The sequence below is a fragment of the Archangium gephyra genome (assembly GCF_049060025.1).
Lineage (GTDB): Bacteria > Myxococcota > Myxococcia > Myxococcales > Myxococcaceae > Archangium > Archangium gephyra_A.
Window position 1 is genome coordinate 3276473 of the sequence record NZ_JBMEQQ010000002.1, and the last position, 23643, is coordinate 3300115.

A 23643-nucleotide genomic window follows, 5' to 3' on the forward strand; every position below is an offset into this window, starting at 1 on the left:
CGGTGGGCCCTCCCTCCCATTGTCTCCGGGGAGGGGGATTGTGTGTGAAACCCGGGGACGCGAACGTGCGTCCACCAGGTCACGACACGGCGGTCCGCGGCACCTGCGACTGCGCCTGCGGCACACCGGGCAGCATCGGCGCCGGGTTGAGCGCCAGGAGGAGCAGGCTGCGCAGCGCCTCGGTGAGGTCCTCCCCCACGCTGGCCGCGCCCGCGGGCGCCCCATGCAGCTCCGGCGGTACCGGATGGCCCACCAGCACCACCGGCATGCGGATGTCCCACGCCAGGAAGTGCGCCAGCTTCACCGCCGCTTCCGAGACGTCGAAGAGCAGCGCGCCCACGCCGCCCGAGCTGAACGGCCGCCACAAGGGCCTCGCCGCTTCCGCCGGAGGCAGCACGCAGAAGTCCAGGTGCAGCAGCTCGTTGAGATCCAACCGCCCCAGCGTCCCGAAGCCGCTCTTCACCGCGGCGGGCTCGGCCGCCACGGCCGCGATGTCCGGCAACTGGGACATCAGCCGCCGCGCCACCGCCGGGCCGCTGCCACACACGAAGACCTTGGCGGTGGCCTCGCGCGAGGGCCCCCGGCCCCGGAGGATGCGTCCACGCAGCGCGTGCACCTCCGCCGGCCCGAGCAGCGGTCCACTGCCCTCGTCCCGGTCGGGCTCGGACATGCGGGCCACGCCCTTCTGGAGGAGCGTGTGCAGCACGCCCACCACCTCCAGGTCCGTGGCCGGCGCCAGGTCCAGCACCTCGCCGAGCGCACGCGGCTGGCGCAGCAGCTCCACCACCTGCGCCGTCACCGGGTGTTGATCCTGCGTCAGGTCCGCCTCCGGCGAGAGCACCAGCCGGACATTGCGCGCGGGCAGCCCCGGCAGCAGCCGGTTCACCTCGTCCGCCTGGCGCATCGCCTCCAGCAGGGCGTCGTCCACGGCGCGCTGGATGCGGGGCTTGCCGCCCGTGTTCCCCGGGGAGAAGGTGAAGGAGCCCTCGCTCCACACCAGCAGCCGGAAGAGGGCCTTCTCGCCCTCGGCGCGGCCCACCCGCGCGTTCACCGGGCGGCCGTCCACCACGACGATCTCCCCGCGCTCGTTGCCCCGCTCCAGCGTCAGCTTCCCGCTGCGCTTGTTCATCCCGAGGATCTGCATCAGATCCGGAATGCTGAGCTGGCTGAGCGAGCCTTCGATTTCCTGCACCTCGCTCTTGAGGTCCTTCGCCGCCTCGTTGCGGCGGAAGACGTGCTCGATGCGGGAGAGCACCTCGTCGAGGTTGAAGGGCTTGCGCAGGAAGCCGTCGCGCAGGCCGCGCAACTTGTCCGCCTCGAACTGGCCGGTGGAGACGACCACCGGGATGTCGTCCGTGCGCGGGTTGGTGCGCAGGATGTTGATGAAGGTGCGCGCGTCCAGCATCCGGCACGCCTCATCGAAGAGGATGAGGTCCGGATGGCGCAGCACCGCCACCTCCAGCGCGCGCGAGCCATCCGGCGCGTAGTGCACCTGGTAGCCCCGCGTGCGCAGGGAGCGCGAGAGCGGGCGAACCGACTCGAGGTCGGGATCGGCGATGAGGATCTTTCGAACCTGGGCCATGGTCGTTCCCTATCGGGTCAGTACGGCTGCAGGTCGTATTCGGTCTGCAGGCGGGTGATGAGCCCATCCACCACGGCGGTGTCCGACGAGTGGAACCCCCAGGTGGCGCCGAGACCCCGGCGCTGGATGAGGGCGTACGAAGCCGTCTCGGACATCCAGAGGATGAACTCGTGCCGGGCCATGCGCTCGTCCCCCTCCAGGAAGACGGGCGTGAGCGCCGGGTGCGAGTCCAGGTCCCCGCGCCGCCCCAGCAGGTAGATGCGCGAGGCCATCTCCGGCGAGGCCGACTCCAGCCCCTGCGCGATGGGCAGGTCCGCGCGGATCTCCGGACTGCCCACGTACAGCAGCCCGCGCGAGCTGGGGTCGCGCATCAGCTCACGGGCGATCTCCGCCTGCAGCTCGTCGAAGAGGACGTCGGACACCTTGCCGCGGCGAGAGGGCTCGGCGTTCTCCTCCACCGGCAGCCGGGGGCTGGAGGCGTTGCCGAGCAGCAGGTCCACCTCGTCCCAGAAGGGCAGCGTGTCCAGCATCAGCTTGCGCTGCAGCGAGGAGCGCCGCTCGTCCATGCGCCGGCGGCAGCGGTGCACCAGCTCGTCGAAGTCCTCGCCGTCCTTGGGGAAGGTGCTCGCCCCGCCCACCAGCGCCAGCGGCAGGCGCGCCTCCACCTCCTGCGCCTCCGGCTCCGCCCGCACCGCGTCCAGGGCGCGGCGCACGAACATCATCGCGCCGAAGAAGTCCGTCTCCGGCAGCAGCAGGTAGAACTCCTGGTCGCTCGCCTTGGCGATGACGTCCGAGTCCCGGACGATGCGTCCGAAGGCCTTGATGATGCCGCGCACCGCCAGCTTCGCGTCCGGCACGCCCAGGCGCATGCGGACCAGGGGCAGGTTGTCCACGCTGAACGTCAGCAGCGAGAACGTCCGCCCGTAGCGCCGCGCCTTGTAGATCTCCTTGGAGGCGTAGTCGGTGAAGTAGCTGAGGTTGTAGGCGGCGGTGTCCCTGTCCCGCAGGCCCAACCGCTGCAGCGCCAGCATCCGGCGGGCGTTCTTCACGCCCACCGCGGCCGAGTCGCCCAGGATCTTCGCGTAGCGCACGTGCTCGGAGCGGAAGTCGCCGGCGACGGGGTCCGAGAGCTGCGCCAGGCCCATGATCTCCCCGCCGATGACGAAGGGGACGTAGAGGACCGGCGAACGCTCGTCGCGGGCGATCCACGGCATGGCCTCGCGCAGCCGGTTGCCGAGCGGCCCATCCGGGCTCATGCGCTCGGCGAGGAACTGCTTGTCCAGCAGGCCCCGGTAGGCGCGCAGGACGAGGTGCCCCCGGTCATCGATGATCCACAGGGCGGCGCTCTGGGCATCGCAGACGGCGGCGAGCTCGGCGGCCACGCGCTCCTGCAGCCACTCCAGGTCCGGCTGGGAGAGGAACTCCAGGCAGCGCTGGTGGATGTTCTGGTAGCGGGCGAACTCCAGGTTCTCGCTCTGGAGCTGGGAGCGCTCGCGGCGCAGCTGGACGCGCTCCATGGCGCGCTCCACCGCGAGCAGCAGGTCCGTCTCCTCGACGGGCTTGGTGAGCACCACGGACACCGCGGCGCTCAGGGCCATGGCCGAGCCCTTCACGTCCGTGCGCTGGGTGACGAGGATGACCTCCTGCTCGGGGTCGCGCTCGCGCAGCTTCGCCGTGAGGCCGAAGCCGTCCAGCTCGGGCATCACCACATCGGTGATGACCAGATCGAAGGTCTCGTGCGTGGCCGCCTCCAAAGCCTGGGCGGCGCTCGCGGCGGGGACGACGAGGTAGCCCTTCCGGGAGAGCATGTCGGAAGCGAGCTGCCGGAAGAAGTTGTCGTCATCGACGACGAGAATGGGGCCAGCCACGGCGGAGGACTCGACGGGAGGGGGGGAACGCCGAGGTTACCGGCCCGGGAGATCCGGAACAACGCCCGTGAAGACGAAGGAGACGGGCCCCCGGAGGCGCACGTCCGACAGGTCCGAGGGGACACGGATGTGCAGGTCCCCGCCCGGCAGGGTGACACGCAGCCAGGCATCCGCCGGGAGCCGCCGGGCGAGCACCGCCGCCACGGCCGCCGCGCAGGCCCCGGTGCCGCAGGCCTCGGTCAGGCCACAGCCCCGCTCCCACACCACCACGGCCAGGCCCTCCTCGGTGACCCGGACGAACTCCACGTTGGTGCGCTCGGGGAAACCCGGGTGCCGCTCGAGCTCGGGGCCCAGACGGCCGGCGTCCTCCAGGGGCTGGTCGAGCAGGACGAGGTGGGGGTTGCCCATGTTGATGGCGTAGCCGCGCAGCCCGGAATGGCCGGGGACCACCTCGCCCAGGAAGGGCTGGCCGGTGGCGCCCGAGGGCAGGTTGGGGGCGACGAGCCGCGCGGGCCCCATGGAGATCTCCACCTCGGCGACGCCGTCCACGCCGTACCCCGGCATACACGAGAGGACCCCGGCCCCCGTCTCCACCTCGATGCGCTCGGGCTTCTCGCCGGAGTGGTCCACCAGATACTTCACCGCACAGCGCAGACCGTTGCCGCACATCTCCGCGATGCTGCCATCGGCGTTGTGCACCACCATGCGCGCATGGCCGGACTCCGAGGGCAACAGGCAGAGCACGCCGTCCGCGCCCACGCCCCTGCGCCGGTCGCAGAGCCACTGGGAGAACCTCGCGTCGATGTCCGTGCCATCCTGCCGGCAGTCCAGCACGATGAAGTCGTTGCCGAGGCCGTGGTACTTGAAGAAGAACTCTGCCGTAGTGCTCATGGTCGTCGGGTCTCTTCAGCCCGGGTCTTCGGGTTTCGGGGTAGACGCGGGTGCCACTGTAGCGGGTGTGCTCCCCTTCGGGCGGCGAAGCAACTCATTCTTGACCGCGTTCAGCTCGGCGTTGGCCCGAGCGTAGATGTCCTGGACGGTGTCCGCCCCCTTCTTGGCGGAGAGCTTCTTCAAGGAGACCAGCTCGGCCTCCTGCTCCTCCAGGCGGCGCTTCTGCTCGGCCAGCGCCAGGTCACGCTCGGCCAGGGTGCTCTGGAGGGTGTCGAATTCGCCCTGCAGCCGCTCCAGCTCCTCGGACATCTCCAGGATGGCCTCGGAGTCCGACACCGGCTTGCGCGCCTGGAGCTGCTCGATGCGCTCGCGCAACCCGGCCCGCTCCGTCTCCATCATCTGGATGCGGTCGGTCAGCGCCTGGGCCGCCCTCGCCTTCTCGGTGCGCTCGGCGTCGAGGAACTTCACGGCCTCGGCGGAGGCGGCCTCCAGCGCCGTCACCCGGCCCTCCAGCCGGATGCGCGCCGCACGGGCCACCGTGAGGTCCGAGTTGAGCCGCTCGCGCTCGGAGATGAGCGTGCCCTTCTCCATTTCGAGCTTCGCGAACTGCTCCTGCACGGCCTGCGCGGAGACCTCCCGCTCCCGGGCCCGGCGCTCCGCCTCCTCCGCCCTGGCCTCCAGCTCGGCCAGCTTCGCCTCCAGCCCGGTCCGCTGCGCCTGGGCGGCGGCCTCCTGCTCGGCCCGCTGCGCCTCCTGCTCGGCACGTTGAGCCTCGGCGGCGGCCTCCTGCTCCCGGGCCCGCTGCTCCGCCTCCTCGGCCCTGGCTTCCAGCCCGGCGAGCCTCGCCTCGACGTCCGCCTGCCGCTCCTGGGCCCGCAGACGGGACTCCTCCGCCTGGGCCTCCAGCTCGGCCTGCTTCGCCTTCGCGGACTCCAGCTCGGTCCGGGCTTCCGCCAGCCGCGTCTCCAGCTCTTCCGCCGAGCGCCGCGCCGCGGCCACCCGCTCCCGCTCCGCCTCGTGCTCCTCCCGGGAACGGGCCAGTCCGGCGCGAAGCGTCTCCAGCTCCTCCCGGGCACTCTCCAGCCCGGTGCGCGCCGTTTCCAGCGCCTCCCGGACACTCCCGAGCGCCGCGCGCTCCTCCTCGAGGGCCGATTCGAGCGAGGGCGCCTTGCCCGCGATGCGCCGTGCCGACTCGAGCTGCAGGGTCACCAGCTCCATCTGCTCGTGCTCCGCGGCGAGCCGGGCCCGGATCTCGGACACCTCCTTCTGGAGGTGGGAGATGTGCATGTCCCGGTCGCGCAGTCCCTGGTGGGCCTGCTGGAGCGCCATCGAGGCCTGGTGCGCCTGGAAGCGGGTGACATCGAGCTGCGCCGCCTGGGCCCGCAGCGCCTCCAGCTCCTGGTCCTTCTTCGCGAGATCGTCCCGGAGGCCCTCCAGCTCCATCCGGACTTCCAGCGCGTCGCGCTTGCGGGTGTCGCGCTCGGTGGAGATGGCCTCCTCGCGAGCCCGGGCCTCCGCGAGCGACTCCTTCAGGGCCGCCTCGCGGGCGCGCTCCTCCTCCAGGGTGGCCCGGAGCTCCTCGCCCTCGCGCCGGGCCGACTCCAGCTCCGCACGCAACGCCGAGGACTCCCGCCGGGCCTCCTCCAGCGCCTCGAGCCGGGCCCGCTCGCGCTCGTCCGCGCCCGCCCGGGCGGACTCCAGATCCGCGCGCGCCTCGGCCAGCGACTGCGCCAGGGCCTCGCGTCCGGAGCGCTCCGTCTCCAGCGCCCGCCGCGTCTCCTCGAGGGCCGCCTCGGACTGCTCGCGTTCGCTCCGCCAGGACTCCGCCCTGGCACGGGACTGCGCCAGCTCGGCCTCCAGCTCCAGGCGCAGCGCATCCCGCTCCACCTCGAGCCCGGCGCGAACCTGGGCCAGGTGCGCCGCCGCCTTCTCGCGCTCCGAAACGAGCGACCCCTCGGTCTCGGTGCGCTGCCGCCGCTCGGCCTCGAGCTGCGTCCAGGCGAGCTCCAGCGACTCCTCGGTGCGCGTCCTGCTCTCGCGCTCCGTCTCCAGCTCCGCCTGGACGGTGGCGAGCGACGCCTCCGCCCCGGTCCGCTGCCGCCGCTCCGTCTCGAGCTCGGCGATCACCCGCGTGGTGGACTCCTTCGACGCACCATGCGCCTGCCACGCGGACTCGAGCCCGGCCCGGGCCAGGGCCAGCTCGGCCTCCAGTTCGGAGCTCCGCTGCCGCTCGGCCTTGGACTCGGCCCGCACCTGCGCCAGGGACTCCTCCACCAGGGTCCGCTGATGCCGCTCCACCTCGAGTTCGGCCTGGACCTGGGCCAGCTCGGACGCCAGCCCGGTGCTCCCCTGCCGCTCGGCCTCGAGCCCGGCCTGGACCTCGGCCAGGGCCGCCTCCACGCGGGCCCGCTGCTGGCGCTCCTCCTCGAGCACGGCCTGGAGCTTCGAGCCCTCCTCATCTCCGAGGAGACGCTGCTGCCGCTCCGACTTCAGCTCGGCGCGGACGTTGGAGAGCGCCTCGCGGGTCTCCTCGAGCCGCTGGTGCTCCGCCGCCAGCCGCGCCTCGGCCTGGGCCACGGCCTCCTCCAGCCGCGCCCTTCCCTCGCGCTCCAGCTCGAGCTCGGCCAGCGCCTGCTCGCGCGCCTCGTCGGCCCGGGCCCGCGCCTGCTGCTCCGCCGTGATGGAGCCCTGCGTCGCCTTCAGCGCCGCGTCCAGCCGGGTGATCGACTCCACGTCCGAGGCCCGCACCCGCTCCAGCTCGGTGAGCGTCGCCTCGACCTCCACCACGCGCCGCCGGAGGACCCCGCGCTCGTCGGCCCACTGCTGCTGCTGGGCCTCCAGCTCGGCGAGGGCCCGCGAGGCCTCCTCCCGGGCACCGGCCTCCACGCGCACCTGGTTCTCGAGCCCCTCGGCGCGCAGCTCCTGGGCCTCGCGAGCGGCCTTCTCCTGGGCGGCGAGGGCCTCGGCCCGCTCCGTCCTGGCCCGCTCCTGCGCCACCCGCGTCTCCGCGCGCTGGCGCTCCTCCTCGATGGTCTCCTCCAGCTCCGCCGCGGCGCGGACCCGCTCCTCCTCCAGCGACTCCAGGCTGCCCCGGGCCTCGTGCAGCTCCTGCTCGAGCCGGGCCGCCGCCGTGCGGAGGTTCTCCTCGGCACGCGAGCGGGCCTCCACCTCGGCCGTGAGCCGCTCCAGCTCGGCGCGCGCCGCCGTGAGCCTCCGTCTCCAGCCCGCGCCACTCGGCCTCGCGGGCCGTCAGGCGCACCTCCGCGTCACGCCGGGCCGCCTCCGCCGCTGACACGCGCCGGGAGCCCTCCTCCACCTCGCGCGACAGACGCGCCACGTCCGCGTCGCGCGAGCGCAGCAGCGACTCCGACGTTCTGGCGGGCCTGCTCGGCCTTGGCCACGTCCGACTTGAGCAGCTCCACCGCGGCGAGCGAGGTCGAATATTGCTCGGCCAGGCGCAGCTCGCGCTCGCGGGCCGCCTCCACCTGCCGCCGCAGCTCCTCGGACTGCTCCCTCGCGCGCTCCGCCGAGAGCCGGTCCTTCTCGCGCTCGACACGCACGGAGGCCAGCTCGTCCTGCAGCTCGCGAAGCTGGGTGTAGGCCTGGGTGAGGCGCTCGCGCGACTCCTCCAGGGTGGTGTTCAGCTCCTCGCGGCGCGCACGCTCCAGCCGCTGCGTCTCCTGGGCGCCGAGGACCTGGACCTCCGACTCCTTCCGGGAGCGCTCCGCGGCCTCCAGTTCCAACCGCTGCTGGCCGAGCCGCCGGTCCGCGTCGGCCACGCGCTCCAGGGCCACCTGCAGCTCCAGCTCGGTGCGGCGCAGGCGGGAGGACAGCTCATCGCGCTCGCGGGTCGTTTCCGGGGTGCCGCGCGCCTGCTCCAGCTGCGCGGTGAGCCGGGCCACGTCGTCACGGGCGATCTCCAGGGCCGGCTTGAGCTGGACGACCTCGTTCTCGCGGTCGGTCAGCTCCGCGCGCAGCCGGTTGAGGGACTCCTTGAGGCGCCCGGTGCGCTCCTCCCAGCCCTTGGCGCGCTGGGCCACCTCGTCCAGCTTGCCGCGGGTGAAGGCGAGCGGCTCGGGAGGGAGCTGCACCCAGGTGGGGTCCACGACGCGGGCGGACTCGGCGCCGGCCACCACCACGTAGTAGGCCGCCTCGCTGCCCCGGATGAGGGAGCCATCCACCTGGAGGCCATCGCCCTTCTCGAAGGCGAGCTGATAGCCCAGCACGGGCGACTGCGTGGCCACTTCCACATGGGGGAAGTGAGGGGAGAGCGCGTCGAGCAGCTGCCCGTACGTGGGCGGCACGCCCTCCTCCGTGTCCATGAGCTGCCAGAGGGCGAGCCCCGCCGTGTTGCTCAGGCCGCCGATGAGGTAGCCCTGCCGGCTCACGAGCCGCGCCAGCTCGGCGAGCAGCGTGGGGGCGCGCACGTAGGGGGCGAGGTCGGCGACGAGCACCAGGTCGAAGCCGCCGGGCTCGAGGTCGTCGTAGATGTTGGCGCGGTAGCGCAGCGAGGCGCCGCCATGGGCCTTCTGGGCCGCCGCCACCGCCGCGAGGTCCGCGTCACAGGCCACGACGGTGCGGGCGCCGCGCTCCAGGAGGAAGCGCGCGCTCTCGCCGCCGGTGGTGGCGACCGCGTCCACCTCCAACACGCGACGGCGTGCGAAGAGGCTCTCCGCGAAGATGTACCGGGGCAACAGCTCGCTGGTCCCCAGGCGGCGGAATGTGGGATGCATGAGTAGGGCCGGCCGAGTATAGCCCTGGAGACGGTTGTCCCAAGGAAAGCACTGGGGCCGGGAAATCGGCACACCGCCTGGACGTCTGGGGAGCAAGCGACATGAATCCCATGATGAACCCACAGCAGAACCGGCCGGGCTTCGGCCGCCGGGCCACGAGCGCCTTCACGCGCCTGCTCGTCACCCTCTTGATTCTGGGCCTGGGAGGGGCGGTGGGCTTCCTGCTCTCGCAGCTCAACGCCCGGACCTTCACCCTGGCCCAGGAGAACGGGCACCTGGTGGTGATGAAGGGGCGGATGCTGCCCACCGGAGCGGCGCCCTACCGCCCCGGGGACGCGCGGCTGGCGGACGCCTATGCCCCCATCCCCCTGGAGGGCCGGGACGTGTCGTCCTTGATGGAGCAACGGTTCACCGAGCGGGACGAGCTGGACCGGGCCCTCTTCCCGGTGCTGGAGGGGCTCGCCCGGCCGCGGGTGCAGTCGGACGAGCCGCCCGTGCTGGAAAAGGGCCTCTACTACCTGCGGCGCGCCGAGCTTCTCTCCGGGCTGTCGGAGGAGCAGCGCCGCACGCTGGAGACGATGAAGGCGGACGTGGCCTTCTTCCAGGCGAGGCAGAAGCTGGAGCAGGCCCGACGGGACGTGACGGAGGCGCTGACGCAGCTCAAGCTCGCGGCGGAGAGCCGCAACCGCAACACGCAGCGGGCCAACCAGATGCTCACCGCGGTGGGTCCGGCGGCCCAGGCGTTGGAGAAGGCACTGAGGGCGGTGGATGCCAGCCTGCCCGAGCCCGGCGCCTCCCCCGCTCCCGCCGGGACGCCCCCCTCCCCTCCGGCCCCCGAGGGCCAGCAGGAGGCGCCCCCGCCGCGGGGTACCGAGGCCACGACGCCCCCCACCGCCTCCCAGCCGGGAGTGCGGACCAGCGACAGCGAGACGCAGCAGCGTCCTCAGTAGGATGGATTTTGCCCTGACGCTCCCCGAGGGCCGTGCTACGGCCCGGGTCGGCTCCAGAACGAGCCACCCCAAGGAGCGACAAAATGCGCAAGATCATCCTCATGGCTGTCTTCACCGCCCAGGTGCTGGGCTGCACCAACAATGGCCCCGCGGAGGAGGCCTGGACCCTGAACACCATCGCCGATGCCCGCAGCGGCATCGCCACGCCGGTGGATCTGGGTCCGCCGGGTGACTCGCCGGGCGACATGTTCGTGTTCGACCAGCCGCTGTTGAACGAGGCCAGGGAGAACATCGGCAGCAACAGCGGCTACTGCGTCCGGACGCTTCCCGGCCAGTTCAGCGAATGCCAGTGGACGCTGACGATGGCCGACGGGACCATTACCGTCGCGGGCCGGGAAGCCGAGATGGGCACCTCGCTGGTTCCGATCATCGGAGGCACGGGTGCCTTCGAAGGCGCGAGCGGCGTGCTGGCCACCACGCCCAACGGAGACAGGACGTTCACCCAGGTGCTCACGCTGCTGAAGCCGAAGAAGTAAGGGAGGCGCGTCCGCGTGCGGTATACGTGAACTCCTCACGAGGAAACGCACGCCATGACGATGACTCCGGTTCCCCCCGAGATGAAGCGACTCGAGCCCTTCGAGCTGGCCCTGCGCGAAGCGGGCATGGGCTATCCCGAGGTGACCGAGGAGTTCCCGTGGGGGCACCGGACGCTCAAGGTGAAGGGCAAGGCCTTCGTCTTCCTGACGCTGACGGGCGAGGGCCTGTCCATGTCCGTGAAGCTGCCGCAGTCGAACGGCGCGGCGCTGATGCTGCCATTCGCGCAGCCGACCGGGTACGGCCTGGGCAAGAGCGGCTGGGTGTCCGCCAACTTCGGTGCGCGTGACACGCCTCCGCTCGACATGCTGCGCAAGTGGCTCGACGAGAGCTACCGCGCGGTGGCGCCCAAGAAGCTCGTGGCGCAGCTGGGCACGGCGGGAGCACCGAAGGCGGAGGCCGCACCCGCCAAGACCCGGAGCGCACCGGCCCGGAAGTCCGCGCCCGCCGCCGCGAAGAAGACCCCCGCGAAGAAGGCGCCCGCGAAGAAGGCCTCCGCCAAGAAGACCGCGGCGAAGAAGGCCCCGGCCGGTACGCGGTCCCGGCGCGCTTGAGGCGAGCACCTGTCTACCCGCCTGCTGGACCATGAACCAGGGGCGGCCCCTCTGCAGCCGGACCTCGGGCAGACCTAACCTGAGCAGGCAGGGCTTGAACTGCCTCCAAGGGAAGGAAACCGAGCATGAAGGTCAGGTTCGCGAAGCCGCTCCGGCATCTCGACACGGGTGATGCCGTCGAGGAGTCGAGCGGACAAGCGAATGCCTGGCGGCAGGGTGGGGCATGACCGGGCGTTCGTCCCATCCGCCTGAAACCCAGCACTCCGTCTCGGCTCGGCTGAAGGCCCACAAGGACATCATCCTCCAGCTTTGGATGGACCGCGTCCGCCAGGCCATCCCGGCGGCAAGAGCGCAGGAGGCGTCTCAGCTCCGCAACAACGTGCCAGGGTTCCTGGAGTACCTGGTGACGGCCCTGGCGCCAGAGCGCCTCCGCCCGGTCTCCGATGAAGCGCCGAACGGCCTTTCCCGAGACCACGGGCAACAGCGCTCGAGCATCGAGACGTACTCGCTTCATCAGATGCTCCGGGAGTACCAGCTCCTTCGGGAGGTCATCTTCCAGGTGTTGGAGCAGGACGGCCCCGTCCCCCCCTTGGAACGTGACATCATCCTCTCCGCCATCGAGCAGGGAATGGCGGAGGCGGGCGCGCGCTTCATGCAGCTCGTCCAGTCCCGGGAGCGAGCCATCGAGGCTCACTCCCGCGAGACCGCTCAACTCGAGGCGCGGAAGGCGATTGAGGAAAGTGAAGCGCGGTTCAGACTCATCGCCAATGCCCTGCCGCAAATCATCTGGACCGCCACGTCTCGATTTCTTCGTCGATTGGTACAATGACTGGTGGTTCAAGTACCTGGAACTGCCTCGGGGCACCCGTTGGGACGACCCGGACACCCTGCCCATGCATCCCGAGGACGTGGAACGGACCCGGCCGCGATTGAAGGAGGCCGTGGAGACCGGCAACGACTTCTTCATGGAGCAACGGTTCCGGCGCGGCTCCGACGGCCAGTACCGCTGGCATCTGGTCCGTGGGGTTCCGATTCGCGATCCAGAGGGAAGGATCGTGAAATGGGTCGGTGCCAATACCGACATCCACGACCTGAAGACGGTCACCGCACACCTGGAAGAAGAACGCGACCTTCGTGAGAGGTTCGTTGCCACGCTCACGCACGATCTGCGAACGCCCCTCACCGCCGCGACATTGAATGCCCACATGCTGGCGCGAAAGGGAAGCGACCCGGCCGTCCTCTACAAGTTGACGGCGAGGATCAGTGAGAACCTCGACCGGGCGGATCGGATGATCCGGGATCTGCTGGATGCGAATCGGCTCCGGGCGGGGGAGGGGCTTCCCCTGGAGATTTCCGAGTGCGAGCTGAGCGCCTTGGCACAGGAAACCCTGGAGGAGTTGTCGCTGGTGCATGGCGACCGGTTCGTGCTGAACGCGCACCAGGCGATTCAAGGCTACTGGAGCTGCAGCGGGATGAGGCGGATCCTCGAGAACCTGTGCAACAACGCCATCAAGTACGGGGCTCGAGATCACCCTGTCACCGTCAGCGTGACCCAGCACGGGCCCGATGAAGTCTCGGTTTCCGTCCACAACTGGGGACCTCCCATTCCGCCGGAGGACCAGAAGCTCTTGTTTCAGCAGTATCGTCGAATGGATTCAGCCCAGAAGGGCTGGGGGCTGGGTCTGACCCTGGTCGAGGGCCTGGCCAAGGCGCACCGAGGCACGGTGCGAGTCGAAAGCACGCGGGAAACGGGAACGACCTTCACGGTCACCGTCGCACGAGACCTGCGACAGTGAGCCGTCCGCTTGCCAGGTGTTGGCGGAGGACGCTTCGACTCCCCGGCTCCCGGCCCGGAAGCGGAGGGATGTTCAATACCCACCCGTGCTCCCGGGTGGAAGGCACGGCCCCGTCGTCGGCCGGGGGAGCGCTGCCTACCCTCCCGCGCACTTTCCGATGCTCCGAGATCCCGATGTCCCCAGCGATGACCCGGCGGAGGTCCTCGCCGAGGTGGCCCGGCGCCTGGGCCTGCGCTACTCGCGAACGTATGTACGCGAGGTGCTCGCACGTCACGCGCAACCGGGCTCCCTGCTGGCGCTGGCGCAGGAGGCGCCCGTGCTGGGGCTGGACGTCACGGCCGGCCAGGGAGATCTGGAGACCCTCGACACATTGGAGGCGGACGAGCTGCCCGCCATCCTCCACTTCCAATCCGGCCCCCAGGGGGGATTCGGCCTGCTCGAAGCCGTCGCTCCACCCTCGGAGGGGCGCCCTGGAACCTTCCGCATCTGGGACAGCCGGCGGGGCAGCCGGGAGATGGAGCGGGACACGCTCACGGCCCTCTGGTCGGGCGTCGTGGTCTTCCTGGAGTACGGCGGCGAGGGCGAGCCCGAGCCGGGCTACCTCCGTCACCGCGCGCGGGAGCTGCTCCTCGAGCAGTGGAAGCTGAGAACGGCCCTCGCCGGACCCGCCGCCTCACCGTGGATGCGCGGGGGACTGGCCGCGCTGGTGGGAGTGCTGCTCGTGCTGGCCGTCCTCGCCCAGCCCGCCGGGCTCCGGCTGCCCACCGCGCTGCTGGCCCTGCTCTCCGGGGTGGGCCTCGCGGCGGCGCTCGCGGCGCTCTCGTGGACGCGAGGAGGCAAGGCCTCGCGCCTGTGCGGAGGCGGCGGACCGCTGGATTGCGAGAGTGTGCTGCTCTCCGCCTGGGCGAGTCCCGCCGGAGTGCCGCTGGCCGGGCTGGGCACGGCCTTCTTCGGAGCCCAGTTGCTGGTGCTGTGCACCGCTGCGCTCGGCGGCGGCCCGGTGCAGGCGTGGCTCACGGGCGCGGCCTTCCTCCCCACCCTGCCCCTCTCCCTCCTGCTGATTCTGGCGCAGGTGCGGATACGGCGCTTCTGCACGCTCTGCATGGTGGTGCACGCGGTGGACCTCGGCGGCGCGGCCGTCTTCCTCCTCGGAGTCCTGCCGCACGGGCCCGTACCGCCTCCGGGGCTGCTGCCCACCGCGCTCCTGCTGGTGCTGCTGCTCGGGCTGGTGCTCTCCACCACGGTGCCCCTGATCTCCCGCGGCGGTGAAGGCGAATCCCTCCTCCGGGAGCACACGCGCCTGCTGCGCTCGCCCCTGGCGACGCTCGCGCAGCTCTCCCAGGAGCCACGGCTGGAGCTGGACGCGGAGGCCCTCGGTCCCCGGCTGGGCGAGGCGGACGCGCCGCACGTGCTCGTCCTCCTGGCCCACCCCGCCTGCGGCCACTGCGGCCCCGTGCTGGAGGAGCTGGAGACACTGGTGGCCCGGAGGGGAGATCAGGTGCGCGCGCACGTGGCCCTCGCGCCCATGGACCCGGACGACCCGGGGGACCGGACAGCATGCGAGGCGCTCGCGGCGGCGGGCGTGGCCTGGGGAGGCGAGGTCTTCCTCCAGCTCTTCCGCGCGGCGAAACGGGACTACACGCGCCTGCGGAACGCCGGGGAGCCGCTGGCCCTCGTGGCGGCCGATGCCGGACAGGAGCCCGGGGCACTCACGGGAGCACGGGAGAAGGCCCGGGCCCGGGTGCGCGCGGCCGAAGCGCTCAAGCAGCGTCATGCCCAGGGCCTCCCCACCCTCTTCCTCGATGGCCGCCGCTGCGAGGCGCCACTGGCCCATGTCGCCATGTGGCTGGACCGGCCCGCCCTGCTCGACACCCTCACGCCTCCGGCCACCTCCGCCGAGGCCACCCAGGAAGGAGCACACGCCCCATGACGACCCGCTCACCCGCCCGGCCCGTCCTCCTCGTGGGCTCCCGCGACGACACACACGTGTCGGAGGTGGCGCGCCGGGTCGAGGAGGAGGGAATCGAGGCCCTCGTGGTCGACACCCTCACCTTCCCGCAGGAGACGCGCCTGGCACTGACGGAGGGCCTCGGTGGCATCACCCTGGATGGCCGCCGCCTCGAGCGGCCCGGAGCCATCTACCTGCGCAGCTACCATTCGCACCCGCTCACCTTCGGCGTGGACGCGAAGGAGGCGATGGACGACGACTGGCGCACCACGCTGGTGGCCTTCCGGGAGAAGACCACGCTGTTGCGCGGGCTGGTGGGGCGCTGGGAGGCGATGGGCGTGCCGCTCTACAACCCGCTCGCCGCGGACTGGCGCACGCCCAAGCCGGTGCAACTCGCGCTCCTCGCGGAGGCGGGGCTGCCGGTGCCGGAAACCCTCTGGACGAATGATCCGGAGTCGGTGCGCCGGTTCGCCGCGGGCCGGCGCGTGGCCTACAAGCCCGTGGAGGGCGGCGCGGCCACGCTGGAGCTGGGGCCCGAGGATCTCTCCGACGAACGGCTGGAGGCACTGGAGGCCGCGCCCGTCACCTTCCAGGAGTTGATGCCCGGCGAGGACGTGCGTGTCTACGTGCTCGACGGGGAGATCATCGCCAGCCTGCGCATCATCTCGAGCGCGCTCGACTTCCGGCAGAACGAGGAGCGCATCGAGCCCTTCGAATTGCCGCCCGAGGTGGCGCGCCAGTGCCTCCGGGCCACGGAGGTGGTGGGGCTGCGCTGGACGGGGATGGATCTCAAGCGCGATGCACGGGGCACGCTGCGCTTCCTCGAGCTCAACGCCTCGCCCATGTTCCTCGGCTTCGACACGCGTGCGGGGACGGATCTCCTCGGGCAGCTCTCCCGGACCCTCGCACGGGCGGCACGCGCTTCCATTCCCTGAGACCACGGAGCGAGCCATCAAGCGCCCGTGCCCAGGGCAGCCGGGCACTCGGGCATGGAGTGGCTTCTTGGCTCTCCTGGACTGGGTTCTCTCCGGGAGCCGTTTCCCCGAATGCAGGTTCGTCGAGCGCCTGCGGCATGCGGGGTGGGCCCGTGAGCCACCGAATCCTGGAGAGACGACATGGAGCCGAAGAAGGAAAAGAAGGTCAAGAAGATCAAGGAGCTCTTCGTGCAGGACCTCGCTCGAATCGAGGGTGGCAAAGGGCCCGTGAAGGACAAGAAGTGCCCGGAGATCACCACCTTCGCGTGCGGCGAAGAGCCCCCTGGCTGCAGCGCCTGCTGAGAAGTCCCGTTGAATCCGAGCAGAGACGGTGGGGTCCGCCCCACCGCCCTGCCGTCTGAGCCGCACGGCCCGCACGGCCCGCTATCGCCACAAGCCCGCGAGCACCGTGCGAGAGGCCACGAGCACCAGCGCGGCCAGCACCACCGCAATCAGCACCAGCAGCACGAGGAGCCGTCCGGAGCGCGGACGCATGACGGCGCGCAGCTCCTCGGTGAGTGTCAGGTCGTCCTCGTCCTCCTCACGCGGGTGCACCATTCAACCCTCCACCTGATTCTCCACGAGCGCGCGGTAGCGCCCGCCTTCCCGGGCCAGCAGCTCCTCGTGGGAGCCCTGCTCCACCACGCGCCCGCGCTCCAGCACGACGATGAGGTCCGCGCGGCGGATGGTGGAGAGCCGGTGCGCCACCACCACCACGGTGCGGCCGGCCGCCTCGCGCTGGAGCGACTCGGTGATGGCGCGCTCGGTGGTCGCATCCAGGTGGCTCGTCGCCTCGTCGAGGAAGAGCACGCGGGGATCCCGGTAGATGGCGCGCGCGAGTTGCAGGCGCTGCTCCTCGCCGCCGGAGAGGCGGATGCCGGACTCGCCGATGCGGGTCTCCAGGCCCCGGGGCAGCGCGAGCAGGTCATCCAGACACGCGGTGCGCGCGGCGTGCAGCAGCCGCTCCGGATCGGGCCGCTCGTCGCCCAGGGAGATGTTCTCCGCGAGCGTGCCATCGAAGATGTCGGTCTTCTGGAAGACGTAGGCCACCGAGCGACGCAGGCGCGTGGGAGGAAGGGCCTCCAGGGGGACGCCGTCATAGAGGATGCGGCCCTGCTGAGGCCGGTAGAGGCCGTGCACCAGGTGGGCGAGCGTCGTCTTGCCGGCGCCGGAGCGGCCCACGATGGCGGTCATCTTCCCGGCGGGCAGGGTGAAGCTCACGTCATCGAGGATGGGAGGCTCGTGGGGTGAGCCATAGCGGAAGGTGACGTGCTCGAGCCGGATCTCCGGGGCCCGGGCGAGCACCGTGGCCGCGGTGCCCGGAGCATCGAGTGACTCCGGCTCGGCCTCGTAGACGACCTCCACGCGGCGCAGGGAGAGGGCCACGTCCTGCAACTCGTGCACGAAGGTGACGAGGTTCTGCAAGGGGTTGAGCACCAGGGCGAGGATGGCGAGGGTGGCGACGAGCTGGCCGATGGACAGGCGGCCCTGGAGGACGAGCCAGGCCTCGTAGAGGAGGATGCCCAGGTACATGGCCTGGTTGATGAAGAGGGTGCCGCCCTGGTGGAGGGTATCGAGCAACCAGAGGCGGCGGCAGGCGGCGAAGTCCCGGGCCTGGAGCCGCTCCCAGGAGGCGCGCATCTGCTGCTCGGCGCTGGCGGCCTTGAGGGTCTGGATGCCTCCGAGCATCTGCAGCTCCAGGCGGCTGGCCTCGGCGCCCACGCGGAAGCGCTCGGAGTCCAGACGGCCGCGGCGAGGCAGCAGCACCAGCGTCCAGGCCGCGTAGAGAACGGCCCCTCCGAGGAAGAGGAGGAAGACGGTGGTGTCGTAGAGGAGGAGCACCACGGCGTAGCCCACCAGCATGACCAGGTCGAGCAGCACGGAGGAGGCGGCGCCCTGGAGGATGCGGCGGATGCGCTGGTGGTCCTCGATGCGCTTGAGCAGATCGCCCCGGTGGCGCCGGGCGAAGAAGGACAGGGGCAGCGACAGCAGCCGCTTCCAGAAACGGGTGAGCAGCAGCATCGAGTAGCTGCCGGACAGCAGGAAGAGGGCGGCGCCCCGTGCGGCGGTGACGGCCACCTGCGCGGCCAGCAGGACGCCCAGGCCCACGCCGATGGCGGTGAGCAGCGGCACGTCGCGCCCGCCCACGGCCTTGTCCACCAGCCCCTGGACGAAGAAGGGCTGAGCCAGAGCCAGTCCCTGGAGCAGGAGCGTGGCGAAGACGATCTGCACGAGCAACGCGCGGTAGCGCAGCAGCCCGCGGGCGAAGCGGCGCAGCGCGGTGGGTCGGCGCTCGGGCGCTTCGGACACCGCGCGGGGCTGGTGGAGGGCCTCGGTGGGCTCGAGCAGCAGGAGGATGCCGTTCCAGTGCGAGGCCAGCTCGGCCCGGGGGATGCGCCGCAGGCCCAGGGCGGGATCGCCCACCACGGCGTTGCGGGCATTCACTTCATAGAGGACGACGAAGTGGTTGCCCTCCCAGTGGGCGATGGCGGGCAGCAGGGCCTGCCCCTCCTCGTCCTCGAGGTCGGCCGCGTCCTCCACGTGGACGCCGCGCGCCCGGAAGCCGAGCTGCTCCGCCGCCCGGGCGATGTCCAGGAGGGTGGCGCCCGGAGCGCGCACGTACGCGAGCTCGCGCAGCAGGGCCTGGGCGTGCTCCGAGCCGTGAAAGGCGGAGATCATCTCCAGACACGCCGGGCCACAGTCCGCCTCCTCGACCTGACGGCGGAGCGGGTAGCGGCGGCGCCTGGAGAGGACGGCGAGCCGGGTGCGAAGGCGCGGGGCGGGCGTGGCTAGCACGGCCCCTCCGATGGGTGGACCCACGCTCGTGGCATGGGTCAGACCATGGGGAGGGGCGGGTTGCCGCGCAAGGAACGCTCGGCCCGCCGGCCGCCGGGCCGGAGACCCGCCGGGGGACTACTTCCCCTTCATCACACCGATGAAGGGCAGGTTGCGGTAGCGCTCGGCGTAGTCGAGCCCGTAACCCACCACGAAGACGTCGTCGATGACGAAGCCCTTGTAGTCGATGGGAATCTGGGTGCGGGCGCGCGAGGGCTTCTCGAGCAGCGAGCACACCTTCAGGGACGCCGGGTGCCGGGCCTTCAGGTTCTCCAGCAGGAAGCTCATGGTGAGCCCGGTGTCGATGATGTCCTCGATGACGAGCAGGTGCTTGCCCGCCATGGGCTTGCTCACGTCGGTGGTGATGCGCACCTCGCCCGTCGTCTCGGTGCCGCCCTGGTACGAGGACACGCCGAGGAACTCGATCGTCAGCGGCAGGTCCACGTAGCGCGCCAGGTCCATGGCGAAGAACGCAGAGCCCTTGAGCACGCAGATGAACGTGAGCCTCCTTGCCCTGGTAGTCACGGGTGATCTGCTCACCCAGCTCGCGCACACGCGCCTGGAGCTTCTTCTCGTCGATGTGGACGCCGACATCCTGCTCGTAGAAAGCCACGGTCGTACCTCTACACGTACGCGTTGTTCATGATCTCCCCGAAGCCGCCGCCACCGGGGACGATGTATTGCCGGTCATCCAGCCCCCGCTCCTTCTCCCACAGCTCGCCGGGCACCGTGCCGAACACCTCCGGAGGTGACAGCCCGCGGTCCAGGCGCAGCGCGTACACCACCACATCCGGATGCTCGCCGGAAATCCTTCGCAGGAACTCGGGGGTGACGATCAGGTTGAGGCTGAGGATTCTCCGAGGCGTGCCGGGGACCTTCTCCTTGTACATGCTCACCGCGGTGCTCAGGCTTCCGCCGGTGGCGCCCATCGGGTCCGGGAAGAGGACGATCGCATCGTCGATGTCCCCGCCGATCTTCGCCCCGCCGATGTTCGAGCCCACCACGTGCTCCTTGGCGTCGATCATCCGGCTCATGATGATGTGATCCTGGCGCACCAGCACCGGATCCACCGTGGTGTTGAGCAGATCGTACGTCACCTGCGAGGGCAGCGTGCCGGCGCGGGCGATGTTCACCGTCACCGCGCGCACCGCGGGATCGATCACCTCGCCCTGGTACATGCCCTGCGGCGTGTGATCGATCATCCGGGTGGGCATGGCCACCATCTTGCGGGGGAACTCCGCGTTGATGACCGTCTTCACCAGGTCCGTGTAGAGCAGCGCCACCAGCCGGTTGATCTCCGGCTGGACGGTGGCCTTGCTGCACAGCTTCGCGAGCTGCGAGAGCAGGAAGGGGTTGCCCACCAGGTGCACGTTGGGGCCATACCGGTGGGGCATCTCGCTCAACAGGAAGGGAACGTTGGCGTAGAGGGTGTCGCGCATGGCCGGACCTCTGGGGTTTCAGTCAGGGCTTCAGTGTTCGAACAGATCGAGCGTCTGAGGAGGCGTGGCCTCGGTGGGCTCGGCCCGGTGGCACTTGCGGCAGCGCGCCTCGTACGCTCCGGCGGCGCCCACCACCACCCGCTCTCCGCTATCCACCAATCGCTGCGAGCGGTTGGCCGGATTCCCACACACCACGCAGATGGCCAGTTGCTTCGTCACGTACTCGGCGATGGCCAGGAGCTGCGGCATCGGCTCGAAGGGGCGGCCCTGGTAGTCCTGGTCCAGCCCCGCGGCGATGACGCGAATCCCCCGGTTGGCCAGCGCCTCACATACCGCCACGACCTCGGCGCCGAAGAACTGCACCTCGTCGATGCCCACCACCTGCGTCTTGGGGGACAGGTGATGGAAAATTTCTTCAGCCCGTTCGATCGGGATGGAGGTCAATTTTAACTGGGAGTGGCTGACCACCTGGGTCTCGTCATAGCGGTTGTCCAGTCGAGGCTTGAACACCTGGACGGCCTGCTTGCCGTAGACGGCCCGCTTGACGCGGCGGATCAACTCCTCCGTCTTGCCGGAGAACATCGAGCCGCAGATGACCTCTATCCACCCGATGTCATTGGGAAATTGTTGCACGCGGAGGACTCTTCGGGAGGCTGTGCGGGAGCGCGGGTCACCCTCTGTCACGCCCCTCCTGGCACGTCAACTTTCAAAACCCGCCCGGGCTTCCCGCACCCGGCCTCGCGCGTTGGCAAGCATCTTGAACAACCCCGCCCCGGATTCCAACGGGGAGGTCCGGGTGGCGGCGACGACGCAGGCAACACGTTGGGCGGGTATCGAGGGGGCTTCGTTCCACATCTCGCCGGCGGCGGTACTGCTGCTGGTGCTCAACCTGCTGGATGGGCTCTTCACCCTCACCTTTTTACAGTTGGAGGTGGCCGAGGAAGCTCAACCCGCTCATGCGGGTGGCCTACGAGCACTCGCCCCTGGCCTTCATGGCCATCAAGGTCACCATCGTGAGCCTCGGGCTGACGCTGCTGTGCCTGCACCGCAACATGCAGCTCAGCCAGCGGGCCATCCAGGCCGGTGCCGCCCTCTACGTCGTCATCGACGTCTACCACCTCGCCTTCCTGGCCCACATGTGTCATCGAGGCATCGGTTGACGCACAAGAAGCCCTGACAGACTTGCTTTTCCGGGCCGGTCTGTCTCAGGCTGCCTCCCTGGCTCGTACCTCTAGGGTCTGTGGGGGGACCATGAACATCACCGACGTCAAGGTGTACCCGGTTGACGAGGATAAGCTGAAGGCCTACGTGACCATCACCCTGGATCACTGCTTCGTGATCCGGGATTTGAAGGTGATTCACGGGGCTTCCGGTTTGTTCATCGCCATGCCGGCCAAGCGCCGCAAGGATGGGACGTACAAGGACATCGCCCATCCGCTCAACGCGGACACGCGCAACCAGATGGAACGGACCATCCTGCAGGAGTACGAGCGGCAGCATGGAACGGGCGGGGCGCCGAGCCCCTTCCTGGCCGCCTCGGGCGATCACGACTGAGCACGGGTCCGGAGGTCTGGGTGGAAGGGGCTTCCCTTCCGCCACGGGGCGCGCTAGTAGCGCGCCCATGCAGCAGCCCCGCGACTTCAAGGTGTTCACCGGGAGTTCCAACCCCGGTCTGGCCCATCGCATCTGCGACTATCTCAAGCGCCCCTTGGGAAAGGCCTCGGTCGGCCGCTTCTCCGATGGAGAGATTCACGTGGAGATCGGCGAGAACGTCCGCGGCTCGGACGTCTTCATCGTCCAGTCCACGTGCCCGCCGGCCAATGATCACCTGATGGAGCTGCTCATCATCTGCGACGCCCTCAAGCGGGCGAGCGCCGGCTCCATCAACGCCGTCATCCCCTACTACGGGTATGCGCGGCAGGACCGGAAGGTGGCGCCGCGCACGCCCATCACCGCCAAGCTGATCGCGGATCTGCTGGAGGTGGCCGGGGCCACGCGCGTGGTGTCCATGGACATGCACGCCGGGCAGATCCAGGGCTTCTTCAACATCCCCTCGGATCACCTCTACGCCTCGCCGGTCTTCCTGGATGACCTGCGCAAGAAGTTTCCGGACACGCAGGACATGGTCATCGTGTCGCCGGACGCGGGGGGCGTGGAGCGGGCGCGGGCCTACTCCAAGCGGCTCAACTGCGGCCTGGCCATCATCGACAAGCGCCGGCCCCGTCCCAACTCCTCCGAGGTGATGAACCTCATCGGAGACGTGAACGGCAAGGACGCGGTGCTGGTGGACGACATGGTGGACACGGCCGGCACGCTCACCCAGGCCGCCGCCGCCCTGAAGGAGCGGGGCGCGCGCCGGGTGGTGGCCTACGCCGTCCACCCCATCCTCTCCGGGCCCGCCATCCAGCGCATCCAGGACTCGATGCTGGAGGAACTCGTCCTCACGGACACGGTGCCCCTCTCGCCCGCCGCCCTGGCGTGCCCCAAGCTGAAGATCATCACCACCGAGCGCCTCTTCGGTGAGGCCATCGCGCGCATCCACCGCGCCGACTCGCTCAGCTCCCTCTTCGTCTAGGCGGAGAAGGGCCCTCCTGTCCGCCGGGCGGCTTGACTCCGGCCGCCCGCGCTGTCATGTCGCACCCCACACCACGCTGGCCCTTCGCTTTCCGGAAGGTGCCGTCTCGGGGCCCGCCACGGGGGCGGGATGCCAGAGGCGCCAGGGCCGGCGCGGTCACATCGCAGTCCCCATACCGAGGAAATCCATGTCCATCGACAAGAGCACGCTCGAGGTGAAGGCGCGTGAAGGCACCGGCAAGGGCGCCGCCCGCCGTCTGCGCAGCCAGGGCCTGGTGCCCGCCGTCGTCTACGGCAAGCACCTGGAGAAGCCCCTGAGCGTGGCCGTCGACCCGAAGGCCGTGAAGCAGGCCATCAACACCCCGCACAAGCTCAACACCCTCATCACCCTCAAGGGTGTGGGCGCCGACCAGCAGGTCCTCTTCAAGGACTACCAGCGGGATCCGGTCTCCCGCGACATCCTCCACGTGGACTTCATCGCCGTGCGCGAGGAGGACCTGGTGAAGGTGAACGTGCCCCTCATCCTCACCGGCAAGGCCGAGGGCGTGGCCGAGGGCGGTCTGCTCACGCAGATCCGCCGTGCAGCTCGAGGTCTACGCCAAGCCGCGCGCCATCCCCGAGAAGATCGAGGTGGACGTGACGTCGCTGAAGATCGCCATGGCCATGCACATCAACGATGTGAAGCTGCCCGAGGGCGTGGTGGTGAAGACGAACGTCAACTACACCATCGCCGTCGTGAGCGCGCCCGAGGGTGCGGCCGAGGCGGCTCCCGCGGCGGCGGCTGCGGCTCCCGCGGCGGCGGCGGCCAAGCCCGCGGCCGGTGCGGCGGCCAAGCCCGCGGCCGGCGCGGCGGCCAAGCCCGCGGCTGGCGCGAAGAAGTAAGCTCTTCGCCCTGCCGTACACAC

Annotated in this window: 20 protein-coding genes and 2 pseudogenes; 12 read left to right on the plus strand and 10 right to left on the minus strand. The window is 70.4% G+C overall.

The features are described from left to right. Positions 1 to 79: 79 nt before the first annotated feature. From ACN28I_RS14075 to ACN28I_RS14095, 5 genes are all read right to left on the minus strand, one after another. Positions 80 to 1582: a DUF4388 domain-containing protein gene (locus ACN28I_RS14075; protein ID WP_420942550.1), complete on the minus strand. Its 1503-nt coding sequence runs from the start codon at positions 1580 to 1582 to the stop codon at positions 80 to 82. Between the two features lie 17 nt (positions 1583 to 1599). Further along, on the minus strand, positions 1600 to 3450 hold the full coding sequence (locus tag ACN28I_RS14080) for a response regulator (RefSeq protein WP_420942551.1): 1851 nt from the start codon (positions 3448 to 3450) through the stop codon (positions 1600 to 1602). A gap of 36 nt (positions 3451 to 3486) precedes the next feature. Beyond that, positions 3487 to 4341 carry a diaminopimelate epimerase gene (dapF, locus tag ACN28I_RS14085; RefSeq protein WP_420942552.1) on the minus strand — a complete coding sequence of 285 codons (855 nt, stop codon included), beginning with the start codon at positions 4339 to 4341 and terminating at the stop codon, positions 3487 to 3489. Between the two features lie 15 nt (positions 4342 to 4356). Beyond that, positions 4357 to 7509 carry a hypothetical protein gene (locus ACN28I_RS14090; RefSeq protein WP_420942553.1) on the minus strand — a complete coding sequence of 1051 codons (3153 nt, stop codon included), beginning with the start codon at positions 7507 to 7509 and terminating at the stop codon, positions 4357 to 4359. A gap of 98 nt (positions 7510 to 7607) precedes the next feature. Then, entirely contained in the window at positions 7608 to 9074 is a 1467-nt protein-coding gene (locus ACN28I_RS14095) for a methyltransferase domain-containing protein (protein ID WP_420942554.1), read from the minus strand. A gap of 101 nt (positions 9075 to 9175) precedes the next feature. Here ACN28I_RS14095 and ACN28I_RS14100 point away from each other — a divergent pair, with 101 nt between their 5' ends. From ACN28I_RS14100 to ACN28I_RS14135, 8 genes are all read left to right on the plus strand, one after another. Beyond that, positions 9176 to 10024: an IF-2 protein gene (locus tag ACN28I_RS14100; protein WP_420942555.1), complete on the plus strand. Its 849-nt coding sequence runs from the start codon at positions 9176 to 9178 to the stop codon at positions 10022 to 10024. A gap of 83 nt (positions 10025 to 10107) precedes the next feature. Beyond that, entirely contained in the window at positions 10108 to 10560 is a 453-nt protein-coding gene (locus ACN28I_RS14105) for a dirigent protein (protein ID WP_420942556.1), read from the plus strand. Positions 10561 to 10614: 54 nt separating this feature from the next. Then, a complete protein-coding gene (locus ACN28I_RS14110; RefSeq protein ID WP_420942557.1) occupies positions 10615 to 11172 on the plus strand; it encodes an MmcQ/YjbR family DNA-binding protein in 558 nt (185 codons plus the stop codon). Between the two features lie 223 nt (positions 11173 to 11395). Then, complete coding sequence (locus ACN28I_RS14115; protein ID WP_420942558.1) at positions 11396 to 12001, plus strand: RsbRD N-terminal domain-containing protein; 606 nt, start codon at positions 11396 to 11398, stop codon at positions 11999 to 12001. Further along, positions 11940 to 12968 (plus strand): ATP-binding protein, encoded by a 1029-nt coding sequence (locus ACN28I_RS14120; protein ID WP_420942559.1) that lies wholly within the window; start codon positions 11940 to 11942, stop codon positions 12966 to 12968. The genes ACN28I_RS14115 and ACN28I_RS14120 overlap by 62 nt, the downstream gene beginning before the upstream one ends. A gap of 157 nt (positions 12969 to 13125) precedes the next feature. Next, a complete protein-coding gene (locus ACN28I_RS14125) occupies positions 13126 to 14898 on the plus strand; it encodes a vitamin K epoxide reductase family protein (RefSeq protein WP_420942560.1) in 1773 nt (590 codons plus the stop codon). Beyond that, the gene (locus tag ACN28I_RS14130; protein ID WP_420942561.1) at positions 14895 to 15851 is read left to right on the plus strand and encodes an ATP-grasp domain-containing protein; all 957 of its coding nucleotides are present in this window, start codon (positions 14895 to 14897) and stop codon (positions 15849 to 15851) included. The genes ACN28I_RS14125 and ACN28I_RS14130 overlap by 4 nt, the downstream gene beginning before the upstream one ends. Positions 15852 to 16031: 180 nt before the next feature. Continuing rightward, positions 16032 to 16193, plus strand: coding sequence for a hypothetical protein (locus ACN28I_RS14135; protein ID WP_420942562.1), 162 nt, complete (start codon positions 16032 to 16034; stop codon positions 16191 to 16193). Between the two features lie 81 nt (positions 16194 to 16274). Here the strand turns inward: ACN28I_RS14135 and ACN28I_RS14140 are convergent, their stop codons facing one another. The 5 genes and pseudogenes from ACN28I_RS14140 to ACN28I_RS14160 form a co-directional block, all read right to left on the minus strand. Then, on the minus strand, positions 16275 to 16448 hold the full coding sequence (locus ACN28I_RS14140; RefSeq protein ID WP_420942563.1) for a hypothetical protein: 174 nt from the start codon (positions 16446 to 16448) through the stop codon (positions 16275 to 16277). Next, positions 16449 to 18686: a peptidase domain-containing ABC transporter gene (locus tag ACN28I_RS14145; RefSeq protein ID WP_420942564.1), complete on the minus strand. Its 2238-nt coding sequence runs from the start codon at positions 18684 to 18686 to the stop codon at positions 16449 to 16451. A gap of 117 nt (positions 18687 to 18803) precedes the next feature. Beyond that, positions 18804 to 19338 (minus strand): annotated as a pseudogene (gene hpt, locus ACN28I_RS14150) (hypoxanthine phosphoribosyltransferase). Between the two features lie 10 nt (positions 19339 to 19348). Further along, the gene (locus ACN28I_RS14155) at positions 19349 to 20164 is read right to left on the minus strand and encodes a uracil phosphoribosyltransferase (protein ID WP_420942565.1); all 816 of its coding nucleotides are present in this window, start codon (positions 20162 to 20164) and stop codon (positions 19349 to 19351) included. Between the two features lie 30 nt (positions 20165 to 20194). Beyond that, on the minus strand, positions 20195 to 20797 hold the full coding sequence (locus ACN28I_RS14160; protein WP_420942566.1) for a thymidine kinase: 603 nt from the start codon (positions 20795 to 20797) through the stop codon (positions 20195 to 20197). A gap of 323 nt (positions 20798 to 21120) precedes the next feature. Here ACN28I_RS14160 and ACN28I_RS14165 point away from each other — a divergent pair, with 323 nt between their 5' ends. The 4 genes and pseudogenes from ACN28I_RS14165 to ACN28I_RS14180 all read left to right on the plus strand — a co-directional run bounded on the left by ACN28I_RS14165 (position 21121) and on the right by ACN28I_RS14180 (position 23620). Further along, positions 21121 to 21324: a DUF5658 family protein gene (locus ACN28I_RS14165; protein WP_420942567.1), complete on the plus strand. Its 204-nt coding sequence runs from the start codon at positions 21121 to 21123 to the stop codon at positions 21322 to 21324. A 91-nt stretch (positions 21325 to 21415) separates the two neighbouring features. Beyond that, positions 21416 to 21718, plus strand: coding sequence for a septation regulator SpoVG (spoVG, locus tag ACN28I_RS14170; protein WP_420942568.1), 303 nt, complete (start codon positions 21416 to 21418; stop codon positions 21716 to 21718). A 67-nt stretch (positions 21719 to 21785) separates the two neighbouring features. Next, the gene (locus ACN28I_RS14175; RefSeq protein ID WP_420942569.1) at positions 21786 to 22739 is read left to right on the plus strand and encodes a ribose-phosphate pyrophosphokinase; all 954 of its coding nucleotides are present in this window, start codon (positions 21786 to 21788) and stop codon (positions 22737 to 22739) included. A gap of 187 nt (positions 22740 to 22926) precedes the next feature. Continuing rightward, a pseudogene (locus ACN28I_RS14180) lies at positions 22927 to 23620 on the plus strand (50S ribosomal protein L25/general stress protein Ctc). The last annotated feature ends 23 nt before the right edge of the window (positions 23621 to 23643 follow it).